Consider the following 23,557-nt stretch of genomic DNA (forward strand, 5'->3'; position numbering starts at 1 on the left):
GGTTACTTGGTCTCCTCGGTACGGGCGGTGGCCTCGGTACGGGTGGGGCTCTCGGGACGGGCAGGAGCGGACAGGGCGGTGTCGGAGCCGCCGAGCAGCAGGTAGAGGACGGCCATCCGGATGGAGACGCCGTTGGCGACCTGCTCGACGGCCGTGCAGCGGTCGGAGTCGGCGACCTCGGCGGTGATCTCCATGCCGCGGACCATCGGGCCGGGGTGCATGACGATGGCGTCCTCGGGCATCTTCGCCATGCGCAGGCCGTTCAGGCCGTAGCGGCGGGAGTACTCGCGCTCGGTCGGGAAGTAGGCGGCGTTCATCCGTTCGCGCTGCACCCGCAGCATCATCACCGCGTCGGACTTCGCCAGCACGTCGTCCAGGCTGTAGCTGACATCGCAGGGCCACTGCTCGACGCCGACCGGCACCAGCGTCGGCGGGGCCACCAGGGTGACGTGCGCGCCGAGCGTGGTGAGCAGGTGGACGTTGGAGCGGGCGACGCGGCTGTGCAGGATGTCGCCGACGACGGTGATCCGGCGGCCGTCCAGGTCGCGGCCGAGGCCGGTGTCGGCGCCGACGAGCCGGCGCCGCATGGTGAAGGCGTCGAGCAGTGCCTGGGTGGGGTGCTCGTGGGTGCCGTCGCCGGCGTTGACCACGGCTCCGTCGATCCAGCCGGAGGTGGCGAGCCGGTAGGGGGCGCCGGAGGCGCCGTGCCGGATGACGACGGCGTCGGCGCCCATCGCCTCCAGGGTGAGCGCGGTGTCCTTGAGGGACTCGCCCTTGGAGACGGAGGAGCCCTTGGCGGAGAAGTTGATGACGTCGGCGGAGAGCCGCTTGGCGGCGGCCTCGAAGGAGATACGGGTCCGGGTCGAGTCCTCGAAGAAGAGGTTGACGACGGTCCGGCCGCGCAGGGTCGGGAGCTTCTTGATCGGCCGGTCCGCGACCCGGGCCATCTCCTCGGCGGTGTCGAGGATCAGGACGGCGTCGTCGCGGGTGAGGTCGGCGGCCGAGATGAGGTGGCGCTTCATCTGGGGTTCTCCGGTGGCTGGAGGAGGGTGTGCAGGCGTGCGGGCGCGCGGGAGCACCACGTACGTCCCTCGGAAGGGCGTACGGGAGGGCTCGGGCTTACTGCGCGTCCGCGGGCTCGGTCCGCTGGACGCCGAGCAGCACGGCGTCGCGGCCGTCCTCCTCGGCGAGCTGGACCTTGACCGTCTCCCGCAGCGACGTGGGGAGGTTCTTGCCGACGTAGTCGGCACGGATCGGGAGTTCGCGGTGGCCGCGGTCGACGAGGACCGCGAGCTGCACGGCACGCGGGCGGCCGATGTCGCCGAGCGCGTCGAGTGCGGCGCGGATCGTGCGGCCGGAGAAGAGCACGTCGTCGACGAGGACGACCAGCTTTCCTTCGATGCCCTCACCGGGGATGTCCGTACGGGCCAGGGCGCGTGCCGGGCGCAGTCTCAGGTCGTCGCGGTACATGGTGATGTCGAGGGAGCCGACCGGCATTTTCCGGCCGGTGATCTCTTCGAGTTTGTCGGCCAGCCGGCGGGCGAGGAAGACGCCTCGCGTCGGGATGCCGAGCAGCACCACATCGTCGGCGCCCTTGGCGCGTTCGACGATCTCGTGGGCGATACGGGTCAGAACACGGGCGATGTCGGGGGCCTCGAGAACGGGGCGTGCCGCGTTGCCTGTGGCGTCGTGCTGTGCGTCCATAAGAAACGGACCTCCTTCTCCGCCTCACGGGACGGACCTTAAAGGACGTCGAAATTACGTCACTCACGTTACCAGGGCTTGTGTGAGGCCTTGGCCCCGCCCCCTGGAGGTGCCGGTCCGGACCATTCGGCTTGACGCATCCAAGTAACGCTGCGTAACCTCACAGTGAGTTACCAGCCACGCGGCGGAGCCGCACACTGTTCCAGCGTCCGGGGAGCCATATGTCCAGCGAATACGCAAAACAGCTCGGGGCCAAACTCCGCGCCATCCGCACCCAGCAGGGCCTCTCCCTCCACGGCGTGGAGGAGAAGTCACAGGGTCGCTGGAAGGCCGTCGTGGTCGGTTCGTACGAGCGCGGCGACCGTGCCGTGACCGTACAGCGCCTCGCCGAGCTGGCGGATTTCTACGGGGTCCCGGTGCAGGAGCTGCTGCCCGGTACGACTCCGGGCGGAGCCGCCGAGCCGCCGCCGAAGCTCGTCCTGGACCTGGAGCGCCTCGCCCACGTCCCGCCGGAGAAGGCCGGGCCGCTGCAGCGCTACGCGGCGACCATCCAGAGCCAGCGCGGTGACTACAACGGCAAGGTGCTCTCGATCCGCCAGGACGACCTGCGCACCCTCGCCGTGATCTACGACCAGTCGCCGTCCGTTCTGACGGAGCAGCTCATCAGCTGGGGCGTGCTGGACGCGGACGCGCGCCGCGCGGTCTCCCACGACGAGAGCTGAGACCTGCCGGGTTCCGGGCCCACCGCCGCGGACCCCTCAGCAGAAACGTGCCGCCGGGTCGGCGGGAGCCTTCGGGTTCCCGCCGGCCCGGCGTTCTTCGTCCCTACCGGCGGCGAGAACGCCGAAGGGCCCACGGTCGGCTGACCGTGGGCCCTTCGTGGCGTACGTGGCGAGGCAGCCCCGCACCGGGCCGGGCTACTGCTCCCGGCGGAGGTTCGGCTTGAGGTCCTTGAAGCGGGCCAGCAGGCCGTTCACGAACGACGGGGAGTCGTCGGTGGAGAACTCCTTGGCGAGCTGGACCGCCTCGTCGATCACCACGGCGTCCGGGGTCTCGTCCATCCAGATCAGCTCGTACGCGCCGAGCCGGATGATGCTGCGGTCGACGACCGGCATGCGGTCGATCTCCCAGTCCACGGCGTAGGTGACGATGAGGTCGTCGATCCGGTCCGCGTACTGCGCGTACCCCTCGACAAGCTCCATCGTGAACTCGCCGACCGGCGGCTGACGGTCGTCGGTCCGCGAGTGCCGGACCCAGTCCGCGAGGACGCTCTGCACGGACTCGCCGCGCTGGTCGGCCTCGAAGAGGATCTGGAAGGCGCGCTTGCGGGCCTTGTTCCGGGCAGCCACGGTTAGCTGTTCACCCGGCCGAGGTAGTCGCCCGAGCGGGTGTCGACCTTGATCTTCTCGCCGGTGGAGATGAAGAGCGGCACGCCGATCTCGTAACCGGTCTCCAGGGTGGCGGGCTTGGTGCCACCGGTGGAGCGGTCACCCTGGACGCCCGGGTCCGTGTGCTGGATGGTCAGCTCGACGGCGGCGGGCAGCTCGACGTAGAGCACCTCGCCCTCGTACTGCGCGACCGAGGCGGTGAAGCCCTCGATCAGGAAGTTGGCGGCGTCGCCGACGGCCTTGCGGTCGACCATGAGCTGGTCGTACGTGTCCATGTCCATGAAGACGAAGTACTCGCCGTCCATGTACGAGAACTGCATGTCGCGGCGGTCGATGGTGGCCGTCTCGACCTTCACGCCGGCGTTGAACGTCTTGTCGACGACCTTGCCGGAGAGCACGTTCTTGAGCTTGGTGCGCACAAAGGCGGGGCCCTTGCCGGGCTTGACGTGCTGGAACTCGACGACGGACCAGAGCTGGCCTCCGTCGAGCTTGAGCACCAGGCCGTTCTTGAGGTCGTTCGTGGAAGCCACGGTTGCGGAATCTCCTGGACTGAAGCTGGTGGAACGACCGGGGATGCGCGCTAGAGCGCGAGCAGTTCCTTGGTCGTCATGGTGAGTAGCTCGGGTCCGCCGTCCGCCTCGGGGCGCACGACGAGCGTGTCAGCGATCCGGACACCGCCCCGGCCCGGGAGGTGGACCCCCGGTCCGACGGTGACCGGCACACAAGCGTCCAGTTTACCCATGGCCGTCGGTGCCAATTGCGGGTCCTCCTCGTTTTCGAGCCCCACACCGTGCCCGGTCCACGGCTGGAGGCCCTCACCGTGCCCCGCCGACTCCAGGAGATGCCGGGCCGCACGGTCCACGTCCCGGTAGGCGGCGCCCGGCGCCAACGCCTCCCTGCCGCCTCGCTGAGCGGCGAAAACGAGGTCGTACAGCTCGATCTGCCACTGGGCCGGGGCGGTGCCGATGACGAAGGTCCGGCCGATCTCGCAGCGGTAGCCGTGGTAGCTCGCACCGAGACGTACGGAGAGGAAATCGCCTTCCTCCACCCGGCGGTCGGAGGGCCGGTGGCGGCTCTGGCCGGAGTTGGGGCCGGTGGCGACGGAGGTGGCGAAGGCCGGGCCGTCCGCGCCGTGGTCGACCAGACGGCGCTCCAGCTCCAGCGCGAGATGGCGCTCGGTGCGGCCGACGAGGATCGATTCGAGGAGTTCTCCGAGGGCCTGATCGGTGATCTCGGCGGCGATGCGCAGAGCGCCGATCTCCTCCTCGTCCTTGACGATCCGCTGCTGTTCGACGGTGAAGCCGAGATCGGCCAGCCGGAGGCCCGGCGCGGCCTTGGCCATGGCGCGGTGGCGGGCCACGGTCAGGTCGTGCTCCTCCACGGCGAGCGAGTCCGCGCCGGAGGCGGCGGCGAGCCCGGCGGCCTCCACCACCGGGTCTCCGTCCGGTACGGGCAGGACGTCGACCCGGAGCGCCTCGTCGGGCCGTCCGTGGCCGGCCTCGCCGCTCGGGGCGCGCGGGCAGAGCAGAACGTCCTCGCCGGGGCCGAGCAGCAGCACGGCGCCGGGCGGCGCTCCGCCCGCGAGATAGCGGACGTTGGCGGGGCGGGAGACCAGAGCGGCCGCGGATCCAGCGGCGGCGCACCGGTCGCGGAGCAGCCCGCGTCGGACGGCGTGCACCTCAGACATGCTCCGAGCGTACGAACGAATCCCGCTGCCCGCGCGGTCGGCGCATCCGACCGGGGGCCCGCACCGCCGCTACCAGGCGGGCGGTGAGGCGATGGAGCGGGCCAGGACGTCGTCCAGAACCCGGGCCGTGGTCTCCACGTCGTACGTCGAGTTGTCGATGATCGGGAGGCCGGAGCCGTACCAGCCGGCCATCCGGCCGTGGATGCGGGCGACCTCCTCGTCGGAGAGCCTGCGGTTGCCGCTGCGGGCGGCGTTGCGCTCCAGGACGATCTCCAGTCCGGGCAGCAGCACGACGGGCAGCAGGCCGGGACCCACGTGGCGCTTCCAGCCGCCGAGGCCGACGACCGGTCGGTCGGGGAAGACGGCGTCGTCGAGGATGCAGGAGATGCCGTTGGCGAGGAAGTTACGGGCGGCGAAGCCGCAGGTGCGGCGGGCCAGCCGGTACTGGGCCTCGGAGTGGTCGTTCCAGCCGGCCTGCGGGTCGGCGAAGCCGGAGCAGACCCACTCGCGGACGTCGTCCAGCGAGACATGGGCGGTGGGCACGCGGCGGCGGGCCGCCCAGAGCCGCGCCACGGTGGTCTTGCCGGCGCCGGCCGGGCCGATCAGCAGCACGGCGAGCGTGGCGCCGCCGGTGCCGGGCTCGGCGGGCGGCGCGGGCAGCGGGACGGGGCCGCCGGGAGGCAGCGGGACGTGTCCGGTGGGCTGGCCGCCGGAGGGCGGCGGCGTGGGTCCGGTCCCGCTCCAGCCGTACTGCGGGGCCTGGCCGTGTGTCTGGGGTTGCGGAGGGCGGCCCGGGGCGGGCGGCGGGGCCTGGCCGGGTGCCGGAGCCTGAGGGGCCTGGGACGGCGGAGGTATCGGGGGCGGGCCCGGGGGTCCGGGGTGGCCGGGGTGCTGGGCCTGGTGCGACCAGCCCGCCGGCCCGTTACCGGGTCCTCGGGGCGGCGGCAGCGGGGCCCCCACTGGGTGCTGCATCCGGTGGCCACTCCGTCTCGTAACTGCGACTGACGCTGATGGGACGGCTACCGTACCTTCCCGGGCCGTCTCAGAGTGAACGGCCCGGGAAGGCGCGGAGTGCCCGTGAGCACCGGGGACTGTCAGTCCGTCAGTTCGTCGGCCAGGGCCCGCAGCGCGAGCCGGTAGGAGCCGATCCCGAACCCGGCGACCGTGCCCGTGGCCACCGGCGCGACCACGGAGGTGTGCCGGAACTCCTCGCGGGCGTACGGGTTGGAGATGTGCACCTCGATCAGCGGCGCGGTGCGCTGCGCGGCCGCGTCCCGCATCCCGTACGAGTAGTGCGTGAAAGCGCCCGGGTTGAGGACGACCGGGATCGAACCGTCCGCCGCCTCGTGCAGCCAGCGGATCAGTTCGCCTTCGTCGTTGGTCTCGCGTACGTCGACGTCGAAGCCGAGCTCCTTGCCGAGCGCGGTGCAGGTATCGACGAGTCCGGCGTAGGAGGTGGCGCCGTAGACATCGGGCTCGCGGGAGCCGAGCCGGCCGAGGTTCGGGCCGTTGAGGACGAAGACCCGGCGGGTCACGCGGAGACCTCCCCGTAGGCGGCGAGCAGCACGGCCGGGTCGGGGCCCTCCAGGACGGTGGGCTTGCCGAGCGCGTCCAGGACGATGAAGCGCAGGAGGTCGCCGCGCGACTTCTTGTCGACCTTCATGTTCTCCAGGAGCTTGGGCCACTGGTCGCCGCGGTAGGTGAGCGGCAGGCCGACCGACTCCAGGATGGTGCGGTGCCGGTCGGCGGTGGCGTCGTCCAGGCGTCCGGCGAGCCGGCCCAGCTCGGCGGCGAAGACCATGCCGATGGAGACGGCGGCGCCGTGGCGCCACTTGTAGCGCTCGTTCTTCTCGATGGCGTGGCCGAGCGTGTGGCCGTAGTTGAGGATCTCGCGGAGGCCGGACTCCTTGAGGTCGCTGGAGACGACCTCGGCCTTGACCCGGATCGACCGCTCGATCAGCTCGGCGGTGTGCGGTCCGGACGGCGTACGGGCGGCCTCGGGGTCGGCCTCGATCAGGTCGAGGATGACCGGGTCGGCGATGAAGCCGGCCTTGATGATCTCGGCCATGCCGGAGACGTAGTCGTGGACCGGCAGCGAGTCGAGCGCGGCGAGGTCGCAGAGGACTCCGGCGGGCGGGTGGAAGGCGCCGACGAGGTTCTTGCCCTCGGCGGTGTTGATGCCGGTCTTGCCGCCGACGGCCGCGTCGACCATGCCGAGTACGGTGGTCGGGATGGCGATCCAACGCACGCCGCGCAGCCAGCTGGCCGCGACGAACCCGGCGACGTCCGTGGTGGCGCCGCCGCCGATGCCGACGATGACGTCGGTGCGGGTGAAGCCGGTCTGGCCGAGCGCCTTCCAGCAGTAGGCGGCGACCTCGACGGTCTTGGCCTCCTCCGCGTTCGGCAGCTGGATGGCGATGGCCTCGTAGCCTTGGTCGACGAGGTCCTGGCGGACCGCCTCACCGGTCTCGGCGAGCGCCTCGGGGTGCAGGACGGCGACCCGCTTGGCGCGGTCGCCGATGAGCTGCGGCAGCTCGCCGAGGAGCTGGTGGCCGACGAGGACCTCGTACGGGTCGGAGCCCGCCGAGCCTGCGACCTGGATGCGGGTGGGGCCCTGCTGCGTCATGCCGGTGTTCTCCACGCCGGGGGCCGCTGGGCCCTCCGGCAGTTCCAGTGCGTCGATGATCGCTTGGGCGACCTCTTCGGGGGTGTTCTCGTCGGTGGCGACGACCGTGCGGGCCACCTCTTCGTACAGGTGGCGGCGCGCGTCCATCAGCTCGCGCCACTGCCGGCGCGGGTTGACCGCGAGGAGCGGGCGGGCGGTGTTGAGGCCGACGCGGCGCACGGCCTCGTCCACGTCCATGGAGAGGTAGACGACCGGGCGGTCCGCCAGCAGCTCCCTGGTCGCCTCGTCCAGGACGGCTCCGCCGCCCAGGGAGAGGACGCCCGCGTGTCCGGCGAGGGCCGCGGCGACGGCCCGGCGCTCCAGGGCGCGGAAGTGGTCCTCTCCCTCGTCGTAGAAGATCTCCGCGATCGGCTTGCCCGCCTCGGCGACGACGTCCGCGTCGCTGTCCCGGTGGGTGGTGCCGAGCCGGGCGGCGAGCAGTTCGCCGACGGTGGACTTGCCGACGCCCATCGGGCCGACGAGGACGACCAGGGGGCCGCTCATCGGATCTGGAGGTGGTCGAGGTACGACCGGACGTTGCGGGAGGTCTCGGGGACGCTGTCGCCGCCGAACTTCTCCGCGACCGCGTCGGCCAGGACCAGGGCGACCATGGCCTCGGCGACGATACCGGCGGCCGGGACGGCACAGACGTCGGAGCGCTGGTGGTGGGCCTTGGTGGCCTCGCCGGTGACGACGTCCACGGTGGCCAGGGCGCGCGGCACGGTCGCGATGGGCTTCATCGCGGCGCGGACGCGCAGCAGCTCGCCGGTGGTGAGCCCGCCCTCGGTGCCGCCGGAGCGGCCGGAGGTGCGCCTGATGCCGTCCTCGGTGGCGACGATCTCGTCGTGCGCCTTGGAACCGGGGACCCGGGCCAGGTCGAAGCCGTCGCCGACCTCGACGCCCTTGATGGCCTGGATGCCCATGAGCGCGGCGGCGAGCCGGGCGTCCAGGCGGCGGTCCCAGTGCACGTGCGAGCCGAGCCCGACGGGCACGCCGTACGCCAGCACCTCGACGACCCCGCCGAGGGTGTCGCCGTCCTTGTGGGCCTGGTCGATCTCGGCCACCATCGCCTTGGAGGCGTCGGCGTCCAGGCAGCGGACCGGGTCGGCGTCCAGCTTGTCCACGTCGGCCGGGGCCGGGTAGACGCCGTACGGCGCCTTCGCGGCGGCCAGCTCGACGACATGGCTGACGATCTCGATGCCCGCGGTCTCCTTGAGGTAGGAGCGGGCGACAGCGCCGAGGGCGACGCGCGCGGCGGTCTCCCGGGCGCTGGCGCGCTCCAGGACCGGCCGGGCCTCGTCGAAGCCGTACTTCTGCATCCCCGCCAGGTCGGCGTGGCCGGGGCGGGGCCGGGTCAGCGGCGCGTTACGGGCCAGCTTGGCCAGGTCGTCGGGGTCGACCGGGTCGGCCGACATGACCTGCTCCCACTTGGGCCACTCGGTGTTGCCGACCATGACGGCGACCGGGGAGCCCATGGTGAGGCCGTGCCGTACGCCGCCGAGGAAGGTGACCTCGTCCTGCTCGAACTTCATCCGGGCACCACGGCCGTAACCGAGCCGCCGCCGGGCGAGCGCCTCCGCCACCATCTCCGTCGTGACCGGGACACCGGCGGGAAGTCCCTCCAGCGTCGCCACCAGTGCGGGGCCGTGCGACTCCCCCGCGGTCAGCCAGCGCAACCTGCTCAAAGGTGCTCCTCATGCTCGCGCCTGAAAATCCGACGGCGCGACCAGGTGCGCGGCCCCGGTCCGCCACCGTCGATCCTCCCACGACCGGAAGCGATGTCCGGCCGCCGGTCCAGGAAACGGACACCAGTCCCACCCGCCGGAACGTGGAGGACCCCACCGGCTCCCGTCAGCGGGCCGCGAGCGCCGCTTCCCCGGCGCGCCGCATGGCCGCCAACGGTGCGGGCCGCCTGCCGGTCATCTGCTCGACCTGGAGCAGCGCCTGATGCACCAGGAGGTCGAGCCCGCCGACGACAGCGCCACCGCGCGCGGACCAGGCCGAGGCCAGCGCCGTCGGCCACGGCTCGTACAACACGTCGAAGAGGATGCCCGGGTTCTGCGGTACGTCGGCGGCCACGGCGTCGGTCGTGCCGGCCGGAGTCGTGGCGATGACCAGCGGCGCTTCCAGCGCCCGCGATCCCTCCGCCCAGTCGGCCACCCGGACGTCCACGCCGAGGCGCCGGCCCCAGCCGCGCATCTCGTCGGCGCGTTCCCGGCTGCGTACGTAGGCGGTGACCGGCCCCGCGCAGATCACCGCGAGCGCGGCGAGGGCGGAGGAGGCGGTGGCGCCTGCGCCGAGGACGGCTGCCGACTCGACCTTCTCGACCCCGCGCTCCCGCAGGGCGGCGATCATGCCGGGGATGTCCGTGTTGTCGCCGACCCGTCGGCCGTCCTCGGTGAACACGACCGTGTTGACGGCCTCCACCGAGGCGGCGGTCGGGCTGATCTCGTCCAGCAGCGGGATGATCGCCCGCTTGAGCGGCATGGTCAGCGACAGCCCGGCCCAGGAGGGGTCCAGCCTCTCGATGAAGCCGGGCAGCGCCGCCTCGTCGACCTCGAACCGGTCGTAGGACCAGTCGCCGAGGCCGAGCTCGGCGTAGGCGGCGCGGTGCAGCACCGGGGAGAGCGAGTGGACGATGGGCGAGCCGAGGACGGCGGCCCGGTGCGTGTCAGCCGAGGGCATCGAACTTCTTCTTGAGCTCGAGGTGCTCGTCGTACGTCTTGGCGAACTCGGTCTTGTGCATGCCGTCGGTCGCCACGAAGTACAGCCAGCCGTCCGCCGTGGGGTTCAGGGCCGCGCCGAGCGCATCGGCACCGGGGTTGCTGATGGGACCCGGAGTGAGGCCCCTCTGCGTGTACGTGTTGTACGGGTCCTTGCTGCTGAGGATCTCGGACTCGCTGATATTGATGTTGCTCTGCTTCTTGAGGTAGTTGAACGCCGAGTCGAACTGGAGCAGCTGGTTCGTCTCGGTATTGGTGGGCTTGAGGCGGTTGTAGACGACCTCGGCCATCTTCCGGAAGTCGTCGTGGGTCTTGCCCTCCACCTGGACCAGGCTCGCCACCGTGACCACCTGCCACGGCCCGTCGAGCTTGTGCCTCTTGGCGACGGCTTCCAGGTCGAGCTTGTCGTACTCCTTGTTGGCCCGCGTGACCATCCGCTTCAACGCGTCCTCGGGCTTGGACCCCTTGGCGACCGGGTACGCCGCCGGATACAGGAAGCCCTCCAGCGGGTCCTTGACGTCCGGGTTGTCGTCGGCCCACTCGGGCAGTCCCAGCGACTCCGCCTTGGTCTTGGCGATCTCCGCCGTGGTGCCCTTCGCCAGCTCGAGCCGGTCGTCGATCTTCGCGTAGACCGCGGCATTGCGGGTGCCCTCAGGGATCACCAGCAGGTTCTGGCTCTTCCCGTCGAGCATCAGCTCGATCGCGCTGGCCGCCGACATCTCCTTGTTCAGGAGGTACACACCGGCCTGGAGCGACTTGCCTTTGGGGTTGTCGTTCTGCGCCGCGACGAAGGCGTCGGAGGACTTGATGACGCCCTTCTTGCGCAGGATGTTCGCGATGTCGTAGCCGTACGAGCCCTCGGGGATCTCGACCTCGACCTTCTCGCCGTTGCCCGATCCCGCGAAGTCGGCCGGAGCGCCGAACTGCTTCTTCCAGTACGTGTATCCGACGTACGACGCTCCACCCACGCCGCCGACCAGGACGACGGCGACGACCAGGCAGGCGCAGCCGTTGCGGTTTTTCTTCTTCTTGCTCTTGCCGCCGCGCCGCTCGCCGTCGCCGCGGTCCCGGCGTGCGGAGCGCGAGGAGTCGTCGTCCGGGTCGTCGTCACCGTCGCGGGGCTCGCGGGCGGCCGGTTCGTCGGCGCCGGTGAAGAAAGGATGCGTCTCTTCCTGCGGCTGGTCCGGGTCCCAGTCCGTCGACGGCCTCTGCTGCTGCTCGGGCTGAGGAGGCTGTTGCGGCTCGGCCTCGCGGCGGCCCGGCGGCTGCGGCGGGGGGTAGGCCTCGGGCGTGCCGTAGTAGTCGTGCGATTCGCCGTAGCCGGGTTGCTGCTGGGCATAGTACGGATCCTGGGGCTCGGCGCCGTACGGCATGGCGGGCTGCCGGCCGGAGTCCCAGCCGCCGTCGTACTGCGGTTGGGCGGGAGGCTGCTGACCGTACGGGTCCTGATGCTGCGCACCGTACTGCTGCTGCGCGTACTGCTGGTTCTGGTCATACTGCTGCTGCGGGTACTGCTGCTGGTGCTGCTCGGCGTACGGGTCCTGCGGATAGGGCTGCTGCTGGTCGCCGTACTGGCCCTGGCCGTGGCCGGCCTGCCGGCCTCCCCATCCCTGGTCCCCGTACAAGGGGTCCTCGGGATGCCACGGTTCGGAGCCGGGGCCCCGGCCATACTCAGTCATCGATCCCCTAGAGCCGCGAGACGACGTTCCGTCTCTTCGCTTCGCTGTGCGGTGTTTGTTCGAACCACCGACGCATCGCGCGGAACGTTACCGTATCGCGATCAGACAACCACTTCGACGCCCTCGCCCGGGGGATTACCTGACGCCCGTTCGGACTCCAGAGCGTTCTGAAGGATCACCACAGCGGCAGCCTGGTCGATGACAGACCGGCCCTTCTTGGACTTCACGCCCGAGGCGCGCAGCCCCTGAGTGGCCGTCACTGTGGTCATCCTCTCGTCCACCAACCGCACCGGAACGGGCGCGATCGAGCGGGCGAACACCTGAGCGAAGTCGCGCACCTTGGCTGCTGCGGGGCCCTCGCCGCCGCCGAGCGAGCGGGGCAGACCGACGATCACCTCGATCGGCTCGTACTCCTCGACGATGGCTACCAGCCGCCGGTGGGCGGCCGGGACATCACGTCCCGGCACGGTCTCCACCGGCGTGGCCAGGATCCCGTCGGGGTCGCACGAGGCGACCCCGATCCGGGCGTCCCCGACATCGACGGCGAGCCGTCGTCCGCGGCGCATCTGCGTCATCCCGTCCGTCACGCGGTCTCGGTGACGAGGCGTTCGACAGCGGCGACGGCGTCACCGATGGCGGCCGGGTTCGTGCCGCCGCCCTGGGCGACGTCCGGCTTGCCGCCGCCACCGCCGCCGAGCGTCTTGGCGGCCGTACGGACGAGGTCACCGGCCTTGAGGCCGCGCTCGCGGGCGGCCTCGTTGGTGGCGATGACCGTGAGCGGGCGGCCGTTGGCCGTGGTGAACAGGGCCACGACGGCCGGGCGCCCGCCCTGGATACGGCCACGCACGTCCAGGACCAGCTTGCGCAGGTCGTCGGCGGAGGTGCCGTCGGGGACCTGACCGGTGACCAGGGCCACGCCGCGTACGTCCTTGGCGGAGTCGACCAGTCCGGCGGCGGCGGCCAGGACCTTCTCCGCGCGGAACTTCTCGATCTCCTTCTCGGCGTCCTTCAGCTTGCCGAGCATGCCCGCGATCTTCTCCGGGAGCTCCTCGGGACGGCCCTTGACCAGCTCCTGGAGCTGGGCGACGACCGTGTGCTCGCGGGCGAGGAAGTTGTACGCGTCCACGCCGACGAGGGCCTCGATACGGCGCACGCCGGAGCCGATGGAGGACTCGCCGAGCAGCTTGACCAGGCCGAGCTGGGCGGTGTTGTGGACGTGGGTGCCGCCGCACAGCTCCTTGGAGAAGTCGCCGATGGTGACGACCCGGACCCGCTCGCCGTACTTCTCGCCGAACTCGGCGATGGCGCCCTGCTTCTTGGCCTCGTCGATCGACATGACCTCGGCCTGGACGTCGAGTTCGCGCGAGAGGACCTCGTTGATCTTCTGCTCGACGTCGGTGAGGACCGTGCCGGGAACGGCGGCGGGCGAACCGAAGTCGAAGCGGAAGCGGCCCGGTGAGTTCTCGGAGCCGGCCTGGGCGGCCGTCGGGCCGAGCGCGTCGCGCAGCGCCTGGTGCGTGAGGTGCGTGGCGCTGTGGGCGCGGGCGATGGCCCGGCGGCGGGTGGAGTCGATGGAGGCGAAGACCGGGGCCCCGACCGTCACCTCGCCGACCTGGACGACACCCTTGTGCACGTGGACGCCGGGGACCGGCTTCTGGACGTCGCGGATCTCGATGACGGCACCGGTGTCGAGCCGGATCCGGCCCGTGTCCGCGAGCTGGCCGCCGCCCTCGGCGTAGAACGGGGTGCGGTCCAGGATGACCTCGACCTCGTCGCCTTCGATGGCGGCGGGCGAAGGCACACCGTCGACCAGCAGGCCGACGATGGTGGACTCGCCGGCGGTGGCGGTGTAGCCGGTGAACTCGGTGGCGCCGGAGGTGTCGGCGACCTCGCGGTAGGCGGAGAGGTCGGCGTGACCGGTCTTCTTGGCGCGGGCGTCGGCCTTGGCCTTGTCGCGCTGCTCCTGCATGAGGCGGCGGAAGCCGTCCTCGTCCACGGAGAGGCCCTGCTCGGCGGCCATCTCCAGGGTCAGGTCGATCGGGAAGCCCCAGGTGTCGTGGAGCAGGAACGCCTTGTCGCCGGCGATGACCTGGCCACCTGCGGCCTTGGTCTCGGTGACGGCGGTCTCCAGGATGTTGGTGCCGCCCTTGAGTGCCTTGAGGAAGGCGGCCTCCTCGGCGAGCGCGACCGTCTCGATGCGCTTGCGGTCGGTGACCAGCTCCGGGTACTGCAGCCCCATCGTGTCGATCACGACGTCGACCAGGTCCTTGACGACCGAACCGGTGGCGCCCATCAGCCGCATGTTGCGGATGGCGCGGCGCATGATGCGGCGCAGCACGTAGCCGCGGCCCTCGTTGCCGGGCGTGACACCGTCGCCGATGAGCATCACCGACGTACGGATGTGGTCGGCGACGACGCGGAGCGAGACATCCGTGCCGTTCTCCGCGCCGTACCGGACGCCGGTCAGCTCGGTGGCCTTGTCCATGACGACGCGCAGGGTGTCGGTCTCGTACATGTTCTGTACGCCCTGCAGGATCATCGCGAGACGTTCCAGGCCGAGACCGGTGTCGATGTTCTTCGACGGCAGGTCCCCGAGGATCGGGAAGTCCTCCTTGCCGTCGCCGGCGCCGCGCTCGTACTGCATGAAGACCAGGTTCCAGATCTCCACGTAGCGCTCGTCGTTGACGGCGGGACCGCCTTCGACGCCGAACTCGGGGCCGCGGTCGTAGTTGATCTCCGAACACGGGCCGCAGGGTCCGGGGACGCCCATGGACCAGAAGTTGTCCTTCTTGCCGAGGCGCTGGATGCGCTCGGCGGGGACGCCGATCTTGTCGCGCCAGATGGCCTCGGCCTCGTCGTCGTCGAGGTAGACGGTGATCCAGAGCTTCTCGGGCTCCAGACCGAAGCCGCCGTCCTCGACGGAGTTGGTCAGCGCCTCCCAGGCGAGCTGGATGGCGCCTTCCTTGAAGTAGTCGCCGAAGGAGAAGTTGCCGCACATCTGGAAGAAGGTGCCGTGGCGGGTGGTCTTGCCGACCTCTTCGATGTCCGGCGTACGCACGCACTTCTGCACGCTCGTGACGCGCGGGGCGGGCGGCTTGACCTCGCCGAGGAAGTACGGCTTGAAGGGGACCATGCCCGCGGGGACCAGCAGCAGAGTCGGGTCGTCCGCGATGAGCGACGCCGAAGGCACGACGGTGTGGCCGCGCTCCTCGAAGAAGCTCAGCCAGCGGCGGCGGATTTCAGCCGACTCCATCAGTGGTCCTCATTCCGGTTGTTCGAGTTGTAGGGGAGCTTGCGGTACGTGTTCGGCCGGGCGGGCTCGGCCGCCTCGACGGCGTGGTGCCGCTGTACGGGGAGGTCTGGGTCGACCGGTGCCTCCAGGCCCAGGGCGCCACCGAGTTCGGCTTCGCGCCGGACCATGTTGTCGCGGACGTCGAGGGCGAAGTCCTTGAGCTTGTGGCCGGTCTCGATCGCCTTGTCCGCGGCCTGCGCGGCGAGGCTCTCGGGCGTCAGCTGCTTGATCTTGCGGTTGACCTTGGTGGTGGCCCACACACCGGCGGCTGCGCCGGCGGTGAACCAGAACGTGCGGCGGAACATCGCTGGATCAGTCCTTCTGTCCACGGGGGTTTCGGCCTTCGCGCTTGCGTCCGCGCGCCGAGGGGACGGTCCGGCCGACGATCACCGTGCGGCGGACGGAGGAGCGGCCACGCGCCGGTTCCGGTTCCGGTTCGGGCTCGGGGGCGGTGCGGCGGCCGAGGGCCTGCCGGACGCCGTAGCCGAAGGCGGCCACCTTGACGAGCGGTCCGCCGAAGGTGGAGGCGACCGTGGTGGAGAGCGCGGAGGCGTTGGAGGTGACCTCCTGGACGTCGCTCGCGATGGCGTCGACCTTGTCCAGCTGGGTCTGCGCGGACCGTACCGTCGCCGAGGCGTCGGCCAGCAGCGGGACGGCCTGTTCGGTCACGTCCGCCACCAGCTTGGTGGTCGCCTTGAGCGTCTGGGCGAGCCTCACCAGCACCACGGCGAGGAACGAGACCAGGATCGCCCAGAAGACGGCCACGAGGATCCCGGCCACCTCTCCACCGGACACAGTGCACCGCTTCCTGCTCGTCGCTTGTCTGCTTGCCACTAGGCCCCCGCTGGGGCCGGTCTGCGTCGGTGCGGCCGGCTCCCGCCCGCACGCCCGATCGTCGTCCCACGAGCCTATCGCGCCGCGCATCTCCTCCCCTACCGCATTCCCGGCGGGCCCCGGCGCATTCTCCGTGGACGGGACCGGAGTTCGGCAGCGCGTTTGTACGGAGAGCATGCGGACCAGTACCCTGCGTGTTTCATGCGACGCCTGCGGCACCCTGCCATGAACCCGGATGATCCGGACTCCCCTTCCCCGGCCCCGGTGGGCAACGTCCCGGCGGAGCTGAACCGGTTCGTGGGCCGCGAGGAGGAACTGGGGGCGCTGGAGGGGCTGCTGAAGGAGGCCCGGCTGGTCACCGTCGTCGGAGTGGCGGGCGTGGGCAAGACCCGGTGTGTCAGCAAGGTCGCCGCGCTGCTGGAGAAACGGTACTGCGACGGGGTCTGGCTCGCCGAGCTCTCCTCCGTCCACGATCCTGGCCTGCTGGAACACGCGGTGGCCGACGCGCTGGGGCTGACCGACCACACCGGCCGTACGCCACGCACGGTCCTCGTCGAGCACCTCCGGGAGCGGCGGACGCTGCTGGTGCTGGACGGCTTCGAGCACCTGGTGGACGCCTGCGCCGGTCTCGTACGGGAGTTGCTGCGCCGGGCGCCGGGGCTCCAGGTGCTCGCGGCCGGGCGCCGGCCGCTCCTGGTGGACGGCGAAGTGACGTTCACTCTCGCTCCTCTGTGCGATGAGGACGCGCTGGAGCTGTTCTCCGAGCGAGCCAGCTCGGTGCGGCCGGAGTGGGAGCCGACGGGCGCGGAGCGGGCGGCCGCGCTGGAGCTCTGCCACCGCCTCGACGGGATTCCGCTGGCGCTGGAGCTGGCCACCGGGCGGCTGCGCGCGCTCTCGGTCGACCAGGTGCTGCTGCGCCTGGACGACCGGTTCCGGCTGCTGACCGGCGGCAGCCGCGGCGCTCCGCTCCGCCACCGGGCGCTGCGTACGGCGATCGGCTGGAGCCATGAACTGTGCACGCCGGAGCAGCGACTGCTGTGGTCGCGGCTCTCGGTCTTCGCCGGGCAGTTCGATCTGGAGGCCGCCGAGTACATCTGCGGCGGTGCCGGTCTGCCGGCCGACTCGGTGCTCGATGTGCTGGAGGAGCTGCTGGCCCAGTCGGTGGTGGAGCGTGAGGACGGTGTTGCGGGCACGCGCTACCGGCTGCTGGAGTCGGTCCGCGAGTACGGCGCCGAGTGGCTGACGGCGACCGGCGACACCCAGCGGATGCGGCGGCGCCACCGGGACTGGTTCCTGGGGCTTGCGACCTGGTGCGAGCTGGACTGGTTCTCGCCGCGCCAGGCGGAGGTGGCGGCCCGGATCGACAGCGAGCTGCCGAACCTCCGGCGGGCGATGGAGTGCTCCATGGAGAGCCCGGACGAGGTCCACCTGGCACACCACCTGGCGGGTTCGCTCTGGTTCTACTGGGCCGGGTGCGGGCGGCTGTCGGAGGGACGGTACTGGCTGGAGCACGTACTGGAGGAGCCGACTCCGTACGACGCCTCGCGCCTCAAGGCCCTGTGGGTGCTCGGGTATGTGGCGGTGCTCCAAGGCGACGCGGTCGGTGCGGTCTCGGCGCTTCAGGAGTGCCGCGAGGAGGCCGAGCGTTCCGGCGACGCCACGGCGATGGCGTACGCGGTGCACCGCACGGGTTGTCTGGCGATCGTCACGGACGACCCGGCGCGCGCCGAGGAGCTGCTGCGGGACGCGCTCGGCCGGTACCGGGAGATCGGTGAGCTGAACAGCAATGTGGTGATGGCGCAGGTCGAGCTGGCCATGGCGGTGGCGTTCCAGGGCGATCTGGACGCGGCGGCGGACATCTGCGAGGAGGTCCGGGAGGTCTGCGAGGACCACGGGGAGCGGTGGGCGCAGGCGTACGCGCTCTATGTGCTGGCGTACGCGGCGCTGCGGCGCGGCCGGCCGGAGCGGGCGCGGCGGATGCTCGGGGAGTGCCTGTCGATCGGGCGGACCTTCGACGACCTGCTGGCCACCGCGCTCTCGCTGGAGCTGCTGGCGCTGGTGACGGCGGTGGAAGGTGATGGCGGGGAGGCGGCGGTGCTGCAGGGGGCGGCGGAGCGGGTCTGGCCGTCGGTGGGGCTGCCGCTGTTCGGCTCGGTGCACTTCGGGCGGCCACGCGTGGAGTGCGAGGAGCAGGTGCGGCGGGAGCTGGGGGACGCGGCGTACGAGGCGGGGCTGCGGGCCGGGCGGCGGCTGGACCGGGCCGCCGTGGTGGAGCGGGCGCTGAGTGGTGGCGGTTCCCGGGAGCGCCGCGACACGCCCGGAGCGGAGAGTGGTCCCGCTGCCGGAGGAACGCGAAGGCCCGCCGCCTCCCGGATGACAGGGAGGGGCGGGCCGGAGCGCTGGTGAGAGCGGCTACGCCTGGGTCAGCGGGCGTAGTACTCGACGACGAGCTGCTCGTCGCAGATCACCGGGATCTCCTTGCGGTTCGGGTCCCGGTCCAGGCGGAAGGCCAGGGCCTTCAGGTTCACCTGGAGGTAGCGCGGGGTCTCACCGTCGGTGTCGTAGCCACCCTCGCGGGCCACCTGGAAGGGGACCTTGGTGCGGCTGCGCTCGCGGACCTGGATGACGTCGTCGGGGCGCACGCGGAAGGACGGCTTGTCGACCTTGCCACCGTTGACCTCGATGTGGCCGTGGACGACCATCTGACGGGCCTGGTAGATGGTGCGGGCGATGCCCGAACGCAGGACCAGGGCGTCGAGACGGCGCTCGAGCTCGACGACCAGCGCCTCGCCCGTCTTGCCTTCGGCCTTCTTGGCGCGGTCGTAGGCGCGCGCCATCTGGCGCTCGCTGATGTCGTACTGCGCACGCAGGCGCTGCTTCTCCAGCAGACGGACCTTGTAGTCCGAGTTCTGCTTGCGGCCACGGCCGTGCTCGCCCGGCGGGTACGGACGCGCTTCGAAGTACTTGACAGCCTTGGGCGTCAGAGCGATGCCGAGGGCACGCGACTTCTTGACCTTGGGACGCGACTGGTTAGGCACGTTCTCCAGACCTCCGTTGTAGGTTAGGTTAGGCTTACCTTACTCAAGGAGATCGCATGTCTCGCCCTGGGAACACCACTCACGTCACGGACAGCACAGACAGCGGCAGCACCTCTTCAGAGAGTGCTGCTACGACGGAAGGCCGATCTGATCGTGGTCAGCCGCGTCCCAGCGGGCTTGATACCACTCGGATGCCGTCAGCAGCCGAGCGCACACGAACTCTCGTACAGAGTACCTGCTCCGCACTGCTGGTCGTACCGGGGCTCGATCTGGCCCGCGCCGAACCGCTGGTTCCGGACAGCAGGAGCATCGGCCCCGAGGGCGACCTGTTCCTCGAATTCCCCGCCGACTCCCCGGCAGTCCGGGCCGCGACGCACGCGCAGGGCGACGAGCTGACGGCCGTGCTGGAGATCACGGACGTCGCTCCGGTCTCCGTACCGCACCGCATCCGCGGCCGCGCCTGGATCTCCGGCTGGCTCACCTCCGTACCCGGTATCGCGGAGCCTGGCCGGATGATGCTGCGCCTGGAGTTCGGCGAGGCGTACGTGGACGACCTCTGGGGCGCCGAGGACATCGAGGCGGAGGGCTTCCGGGACGCCGCACCTGATCCGCTCGCCGGCCACGAGGCGGAACTGCTCCAGCACCTGCACTCCGCCCACGACGACCAGATGCGCACGCTGTGCGGGCTGCTCGGCGAGCGCACGGCACGGGCCTGCTCCTCCCATCAGCCCACCGCCGTGCCGGTGGCGCTGGACCGCTTCGGGCTGCGGGTGCGCTTCGTGGAGGACAAGGGGTCGTGCTTCGACGCCCGCTTCGAGTTTCCGGAGCCGGTACGGGACGTCACCGAGCTGCGCCGGGCGATGCACACGCTCTTCGAGGCGGCCGCGTCCTGACCGGGCCACGGGTGGTTCAGGACGGGTCCGCGCCGCCCGTACGTCCCAGGCGCTCGCGGACCCGCTCGACCACGTCTGCGTATCTCGCCTCGGCGCCGTGCCGGGTAGGGGTGTAGTACTGCCGGTCGCGGACCGCGTCCGGCGCGTACTGCTGGGCGGCGATACCGCCTTGGACGTCGTGCGGATAGACATAGCCCTGGGCGTGGCCGAGCTTGGCGGCGCCCTTGTAGTGACCGTCGCGCAGATGCGCCGGGACCGGGCCGGCGAGCCCCTTGCGCACATCCTCCTGAGCGGCGGAGATCGCGAGCGTCGCCGCGTTGGACTTCGGCGCGAGCGCGAGGGCGATCGTGGCGTGGCTGAGGGTCAGCGCGGCCTCCGGGAAGCCGATCATCGCGACGGCCTGGGCGGCCGCCACCGCCGTCGGCAGCGCGGTGGGATCGGCGAGGCCGATGTCCTCGCTGGCGGAGATCATCAGCCGCCGGGCGATGAACCGCGGGTCCTCCCCCGCCTCGATCATCCGCGCCAGATAGTGCAGAGCGGCGTCCACGTCGGAGCCGCGGATGGACTTGATGAGCGCGCTGGCCACGTCGTAGTGCTGGTCGCCGTCGCGGTCGTACTTCACGGCGGCCCGGTCGACGGTCGCCTCGACCGTCTCCAGCGTGATCTCCGCCTCGTGCGTGGCGAGCGCCGCACCGGCGGCCGCCTCCAGCGCGGTGAGCGCCCGGCGCGCGTCGCCGCCCGCGATGCGCAGGAGATGCGCCTCGGCGTCCTCGGGCAGGGTGACGGCCCCGCCGAGCCCGCGCTCGTCGGTCAGCGCGCGGCGCAGCAGATCGCGCAGGTCGTCGTCGGTGAGCGGCTCCAGGGTGAGGAGCAGGGAGCGCGAGAGCAGCGGCGAGATGATCGAGAAGTACGGATTCTCCGTGGTGGCGGCGATCAGCGTCACCCAGCGGTTCTCGACGGCGGGTAGCAGGGAGTCCTGCTGGGCCTTGGAGAAGCGGTGGATCTCGTCCAGGAAGAGGACGGTCTCCTTGCCGAAGCCACCGGTGGCGCGCCGCGCGCTCTCGATGACGACCCGCACCTCCTTGACGCCAGCGGTGATCGCGGAGAGCTCGACGAAGCGCTTGTTGGTGGCCTTGCTGACCACGTACGCCAGGGTCGTCTTCCCGGTGCCGGGCGGTCCCCACAGGATCACCGACGAGGCCCCGGCCGGACCGCCGCTCCCCTCGACAAGCCGGCGCAGCGGCGATCCCGGCTTCAGCAGATGCTGCTGGCCGACGACCTCGTCCAGGACGCGCGGACGCATCCGGACAGCGAGGGGGCTGCTGGACGGGTCCTTCTCCTGGCGGTCTTCGGCGGCTGCGGTAAAGAGGTCGGGCTCCACGTCATGAAGCCTATGCGACCCCACTGACAGTGCCGTCGGGCCGGTGGCCGAACCGGGCTCAGCTGATCCAGAGGCACCTACGAGATCGGTAGGTGGTGATCAGCTGGTCCAGAAGTCCCACCAGCGCGTCAGGATCAGCATCCCGATGATCCCGATCCAGAGCACCGGCGGCACCCAGTGGAACTCGGTCAGCCCGTTCCGCAGCCACGCGGGCGCGGGAAGGATGCGGTGCTTGACGTTGTGCGTGGTCACGTAGCAGAACATGATGATCGTCGCGACCCAGGCCAGGCAGCACCACAGGCAGAGCGAGTTGATGTTGTACAGCGACTGGTACTGGAGCCAGGTGCAGAAGCCGACGCCGAACAGCGTGCCCGCGTTGAGGCCGAGCCAGAACCAGCTGCGGTATCGCGCGCCGGCGAGCAGGCCCATGCCGATGGCGATGACCATGCCGTACGTGACGAGGCCGAGCATCGGGTTGGGGAACCCGAACGCCGCGGCCTGCTCGCTCTTCATGATGTTGCCGCACGCGACGACCGGGTTGAGGCTGCAGCCGGGCGTGAAGGAGGGGTCCTCCAGCAGCTTGAACTTGTCGATGGTGATGACCCAGGAGGCCAGCAGACCGGCCGCGCCGGTGATCACCAGAAGCAGGGCAAGACCCCGTCCGGCCCCGAAGGTGCGCTTGCCGCCGTCCTCGTCCTGACGGGATGAGGGGTGGTGGTCTACCGCTGCAGTCGTCATATCGCCGTTCCATCACTGAGTGGTCAGCCGGGCACGGTCATTGTGCCGCACCCCTGGACGGGTCAGCCGTTCGGTGGACATAAAGGTGTACGGGCGGTGGGCGGCGCTCGGCCCACCGCCGGGCGTCCGGCACGCTTGGGGATCCCCGGGGCCGAAACGGTTTGGCGGGATGAATCGCACCTCTCCGTGTTGACGTACGGGGATATTGGCGTACGAACGCCGAAGCGGCGTGGCGGACAGCCTGCCCACCACGCCCCTTCGCCGGACCGGCTCAGCCCAGCCGCTTCGTCAGCTCCGCCACGGCCTCGGTCAGCGGCACCGCGCTCTGGTCGCCGGACTCCATGTCCTTGAGCTGGACGACGCCCTCGGCCAGGTCGCGTTCGCCGGCGACCAGGGTGTAGCGCGCGCCCGAGCGGTTGGCGCTCTTCATCGCGCCCTTCAGGCCGCGGCCGCCGAAGGCGAAGTCGGCGGCGATGCCCGCGCGGCGCAGTTCGGTGACGACGGCGAACAGGGCGCGGCGGGCCTCCTCTCCGAGCGGGACCGCGTAGACGCTGGTGGTGACGGGGAGGTCCAGCTCGATGCCCTCGGCCTCCAGGGCGAGGACCGTGCGGTCCACACCGAGGGCCCAGCCGACCGACGGCAGGGCGGGGCCGCCGATCATCTCGGAGAGGCCGTCGTAGCGGCCGCCGCCGCCCACCGCGGACTGGGAGCCCAGGCCGTCGTGGACGAACTCGAAGGTGGTGCGGGTGTAGTAGTCGAGGCCGCGGACGAGCTTCTCGTCGTCCTCGTACGCGACGCCGGCCGCCGTCAGCAGCGCGCGGACCTCCTCGTGGTACGCCTTGCAGGCGTCGCAGAGGTAGTCGCGGAGCTTGGGGGCGTCGGTGAGCTGCCTCTGTACGTCGGGCCGCTTGTCGTCCAGGACGCGCAGCGGGTTGATCTCGATGCGGCGGCGGGTCTCCTCGTCGAGGTCGAGGTCGCGCAGGAAGGTCTGGAGCGCCTCGCGGTAGACGGGACGGCACTCCTTGTCGCCGAGCGAGTTGAGCAGGATGCGGAACTGGCGCAGGCCGAGTGAGCGGTACGCCTGGTCGGCCAGGATGATCAGCTCGGCGTCCAGGACCGGGTCCTCGGTGCCGATGGCCTCGGCGCCGACCTGCGAGAAGTGGCGGTAGCGGCCCTTCTGCGGACGCTCGTAGCGGTAGTACGAGCCGGAGTACCAGAGCTTGACCGGGAGGTTGCCGGCCTTGTGGAGGTTGGCTTCCAGGGCCGCGCGCAGCACGGACGCGGTGCCCTCGGGGCGCAGCGCCAGCTCGGCGCCGCCCTTGGTGGTGAGGGTGTACATCTCCTTGGTGACGATGTCGGTGGACTCACCGACACCGCGCGCGAAGAGTTCGACGTCCTCGAAGCCGGGTGTCTCGATGTAGCCGTAGCCGGAGTCGCGCAGCGGCGCGGCGATGGCCTCACGCACCGCCAGGAACTTCGCGGAGTCCGGCGGGGTCAGGTCGTACGTGCCCTTGGGGGCCTGGAAGGTGCTCACG

The 23,557-nt window shown here is 71.0% G+C and carries 22 protein-coding genes; 3 read left to right on the forward strand and 19 right to left on the reverse strand.

Annotated elements, in window-relative coordinates:
* Positions 1–2: 2 nt before the first annotated feature.
* Both ABZ267_RS32345 and pyrR read right to left on the reverse strand, forming a co-directional pair.
* Complete coding sequence (locus ABZ267_RS32345) at positions 3–1,022, reverse strand: aspartate carbamoyltransferase catalytic subunit (protein WP_356754275.1); 1,020 nt, start codon at positions 1,020–1,022, stop codon at positions 3–5.
* Between the two features lie 97 nt (positions 1,023–1,119).
* Positions 1,120–1,704, reverse strand: a complete 585-nt coding sequence (gene pyrR, locus ABZ267_RS32350) for a bifunctional pyr operon transcriptional regulator/uracil phosphoribosyltransferase PyrR (RefSeq protein ID WP_356754277.1) — start codon at positions 1,702–1,704, stop codon at positions 1,120–1,122.
* A 221-nt stretch (positions 1,705–1,925) separates the two neighbouring features.
* Here pyrR and bldD point away from each other — a divergent pair, with 221 nt between their 5' ends.
* Positions 1,926–2,426 (forward strand): transcriptional regulator BldD, encoded by a 501-nt coding sequence (gene bldD / locus ABZ267_RS32355; protein WP_006123181.1) that lies wholly within the window; start codon positions 1,926–1,928, stop codon positions 2,424–2,426.
* A gap of 195 nt (positions 2,427–2,621) precedes the next feature.
* Here the strand turns inward: bldD and nusB are convergent, their stop codons facing one another.
* The 13 genes from nusB to ABZ267_RS32420 form a co-directional block, all read right to left on the reverse strand.
* Positions 2,622–3,053, reverse strand: coding sequence for a transcription antitermination factor NusB (gene nusB / locus ABZ267_RS32360; protein ID WP_018515204.1), 432 nt, complete (start codon positions 3,051–3,053; stop codon positions 2,622–2,624).
* Positions 3,054–3,055: 2 nt separating this feature from the next.
* Positions 3,056–3,622 (reverse strand): elongation factor P, encoded by a 567-nt coding sequence (gene efp, locus ABZ267_RS32365; protein WP_336675315.1) that lies wholly within the window; start codon positions 3,620–3,622, stop codon positions 3,056–3,058.
* A gap of 50 nt (positions 3,623–3,672) precedes the next feature.
* The gene (locus tag ABZ267_RS32370; protein ID WP_356754280.1) at positions 3,673–4,779 is read right to left on the reverse strand and encodes a M24 family metallopeptidase; all 1,107 of its coding nucleotides are present in this window, start codon (positions 4,777–4,779) and stop codon (positions 3,673–3,675) included.
* A gap of 69 nt (positions 4,780–4,848) precedes the next feature.
* The gene (locus ABZ267_RS32375; protein WP_356754282.1) at positions 4,849–5,751 is read right to left on the reverse strand and encodes a Pro-rich N-terminal domain-containing protein; all 903 of its coding nucleotides are present in this window, start codon (positions 5,749–5,751) and stop codon (positions 4,849–4,851) included.
* Between the two features lie 122 nt (positions 5,752–5,873).
* Positions 5,874–6,314, reverse strand: coding sequence for a type II 3-dehydroquinate dehydratase (aroQ, locus tag ABZ267_RS32380; protein WP_356754284.1), 441 nt, complete (start codon positions 6,312–6,314; stop codon positions 5,874–5,876).
* Positions 6,311–7,948, reverse strand: coding sequence for a 3-dehydroquinate synthase (gene aroB, locus ABZ267_RS32385; RefSeq protein ID WP_356754286.1), 1,638 nt, complete (start codon positions 7,946–7,948; stop codon positions 6,311–6,313). Before aroB ends, aroQ begins: the two co-directional genes overlap by 4 nt.
* Positions 7,945–9,129 carry a chorismate synthase gene (aroC, locus tag ABZ267_RS32390; protein WP_356754288.1) on the reverse strand — a complete coding sequence of 395 codons (1,185 nt, stop codon included), beginning with the start codon at positions 9,127–9,129 and terminating at the stop codon, positions 7,945–7,947. The genes aroB and aroC overlap by 4 nt, the downstream gene beginning before the upstream one ends.
* Before the next feature lie 166 nt (positions 9,130–9,295).
* On the reverse strand, positions 9,296–10,129 hold the full coding sequence (locus tag ABZ267_RS32395; RefSeq protein WP_356754290.1) for a shikimate dehydrogenase: 834 nt from the start codon (positions 10,127–10,129) through the stop codon (positions 9,296–9,298).
* A complete protein-coding gene (mltG, locus tag ABZ267_RS32400) occupies positions 10,116–11,846 on the reverse strand; it encodes an endolytic transglycosylase MltG (protein WP_356754292.1) in 1,731 nt (576 codons plus the stop codon). Before mltG ends, ABZ267_RS32395 begins: the two co-directional genes overlap by 14 nt.
* Before the next feature lie 101 nt (positions 11,847–11,947).
* The gene (gene ruvX / locus ABZ267_RS32405) at positions 11,948–12,421 is read right to left on the reverse strand and encodes a Holliday junction resolvase RuvX (protein WP_356754324.1); all 474 of its coding nucleotides are present in this window, start codon (positions 12,419–12,421) and stop codon (positions 11,948–11,950) included.
* Between the two features lie 8 nt (positions 12,422–12,429).
* Positions 12,430–15,099 carry an alanine--tRNA ligase gene (alaS, locus tag ABZ267_RS32410; protein WP_356754294.1) on the reverse strand — a complete coding sequence of 890 codons (2,670 nt, stop codon included), beginning with the start codon at positions 15,097–15,099 and terminating at the stop codon, positions 12,430–12,432.
* On the reverse strand, positions 15,099–15,443 hold the full coding sequence (locus ABZ267_RS32415; protein WP_356754296.1) for a DUF6167 family protein: 345 nt from the start codon (positions 15,441–15,443) through the stop codon (positions 15,099–15,101). Before ABZ267_RS32415 ends, alaS begins: the two co-directional genes overlap by 1 nt.
* Before the next feature lie 7 nt (positions 15,444–15,450).
* Positions 15,451–15,918 (reverse strand): DUF948 domain-containing protein, encoded by a 468-nt coding sequence (locus ABZ267_RS32420; RefSeq protein ID WP_356754326.1) that lies wholly within the window; start codon positions 15,916–15,918, stop codon positions 15,451–15,453.
* A 255-nt stretch (positions 15,919–16,173) separates the two neighbouring features.
* Between ABZ267_RS32420 and ABZ267_RS32425 the strand changes: the two genes are divergently transcribed.
* Positions 16,174–18,378 (forward strand): tetratricopeptide repeat protein, encoded by a 2,205-nt coding sequence (locus tag ABZ267_RS32425; RefSeq protein ID WP_356754298.1) that lies wholly within the window; start codon positions 16,174–16,176, stop codon positions 18,376–18,378.
* A 17-nt stretch (positions 18,379–18,395) separates the two neighbouring features.
* Here ABZ267_RS32425 and rpsD read toward each other — a convergent pair whose 3' ends face one another.
* Complete coding sequence (gene rpsD, locus ABZ267_RS32430; RefSeq protein WP_056786978.1) at positions 18,396–19,010, reverse strand: 30S ribosomal protein S4; 615 nt, start codon at positions 19,008–19,010, stop codon at positions 18,396–18,398.
* Positions 19,011–19,201: 191 nt separating this feature from the next.
* Here rpsD and ABZ267_RS32435 point away from each other — a divergent pair, with 191 nt between their 5' ends.
* Complete coding sequence (locus tag ABZ267_RS32435; RefSeq protein WP_356754300.1) at positions 19,202–19,903, forward strand: DUF2470 domain-containing protein; 702 nt, start codon at positions 19,202–19,204, stop codon at positions 19,901–19,903.
* Between the two features lie 16 nt (positions 19,904–19,919).
* On the opposite strand, the gene ABZ267_RS32440 is transcribed toward ABZ267_RS32435, so the two are convergent.
* The 3 genes from ABZ267_RS32440 to hisS form a co-directional block, all read right to left on the reverse strand.
* Complete coding sequence (locus ABZ267_RS32440; protein ID WP_356754302.1) at positions 19,920–21,284, reverse strand: replication-associated recombination protein A; 1,365 nt, start codon at positions 21,282–21,284, stop codon at positions 19,920–19,922.
* Positions 21,285–21,383: 99 nt separating this feature from the next.
* The gene (locus ABZ267_RS32445; RefSeq protein ID WP_356754304.1) at positions 21,384–22,022 is read right to left on the reverse strand and encodes a vitamin K epoxide reductase family protein; all 639 of its coding nucleotides are present in this window, start codon (positions 22,020–22,022) and stop codon (positions 21,384–21,386) included.
* Positions 22,023–22,293: 271 nt separating this feature from the next.
* Positions 22,294–23,556: a histidine--tRNA ligase gene (gene hisS / locus ABZ267_RS32450; RefSeq protein ID WP_356754306.1), complete on the reverse strand. Its 1,263-nt coding sequence runs from the start codon at positions 23,554–23,556 to the stop codon at positions 22,294–22,296.
* Position 23,557: the final 1 nt, after the last annotated feature.

The sequence above is a fragment of the Streptomyces sp. NPDC006174 genome, from assembly GCF_040614075.1.
Taxonomy (GTDB): Bacteria; Actinomycetota; Actinomycetes; order Streptomycetales; family Streptomycetaceae; genus Streptomyces.

Coding starts and splice junctions, on each gene's coding strand:
- ABZ267_RS32345 (WP_356754275.1), bottom strand. CDS start 1,022: ATGAAGCGCCACCTCATCTCGGCCGCCGACCTCACCCGCGACGACGCC.
- pyrR (WP_356754277.1), bottom strand. CDS start 1,704: ATGGACGCACAGCACGACGCCACAGGCAACGCGGCACGCCCCGTTCTC.
- bldD (WP_006123181.1), top strand. CDS start 1,926: ATGTCCAGCGAATACGCAAAACAGCTCGGGGCCAAACTCCGCGCCATC.
- ABZ267_RS32370 (WP_356754280.1), bottom strand. CDS start 4,779: ATGTCTGAGGTGCACGCCGTCCGACGCGGGCTGCTCCGCGACCGGTGC.
- ABZ267_RS32375 (WP_356754282.1), bottom strand. CDS start 5,751: ATGCAGCACCCAGTGGGGGCCCCGCTGCCGCCGCCCCGAGGACCCGGT.
- aroB (WP_356754286.1), bottom strand. CDS start 7,948: ATGAGCGGCCCCCTGGTCGTCCTCGTCGGCCCGATGGGCGTCGGCAAG.
- ABZ267_RS32395 (WP_356754290.1), bottom strand. CDS start 10,129: ATGCCCTCGGCTGACACGCACCGGGCCGCCGTCCTCGGCTCGCCCATC.
- mltG (WP_356754292.1), bottom strand. CDS start 11,846: ATGACTGAGTATGGCCGGGGCCCCGGCTCCGAACCGTGGCATCCCGAG.
- ruvX (WP_356754324.1), bottom strand. CDS start 12,421: ATGACGCAGATGCGCCGCGGACGACGGCTCGCCGTCGATGTCGGGGAC.
- alaS (WP_356754294.1), bottom strand. CDS start 15,099: ATGGAGTCGGCTGAAATCCGCCGCCGCTGGCTGAGCTTCTTCGAGGAG.
- ABZ267_RS32415 (WP_356754296.1), bottom strand. CDS start 15,443: ATGTTCCGCCGCACGTTCTGGTTCACCGCCGGCGCAGCCGCCGGTGTG.
- ABZ267_RS32425 (WP_356754298.1), top strand. CDS start 16,174: ATGCGACGCCTGCGGCACCCTGCCATGAACCCGGATGATCCGGACTCC.
- ABZ267_RS32435 (WP_356754300.1), top strand. CDS start 19,202: ATGCCGTCAGCAGCCGAGCGCACACGAACTCTCGTACAGAGTACCTGC.
- ABZ267_RS32445 (WP_356754304.1), bottom strand. CDS start 22,022: ATGACGACTGCAGCGGTAGACCACCACCCCTCATCCCGTCAGGACGAG.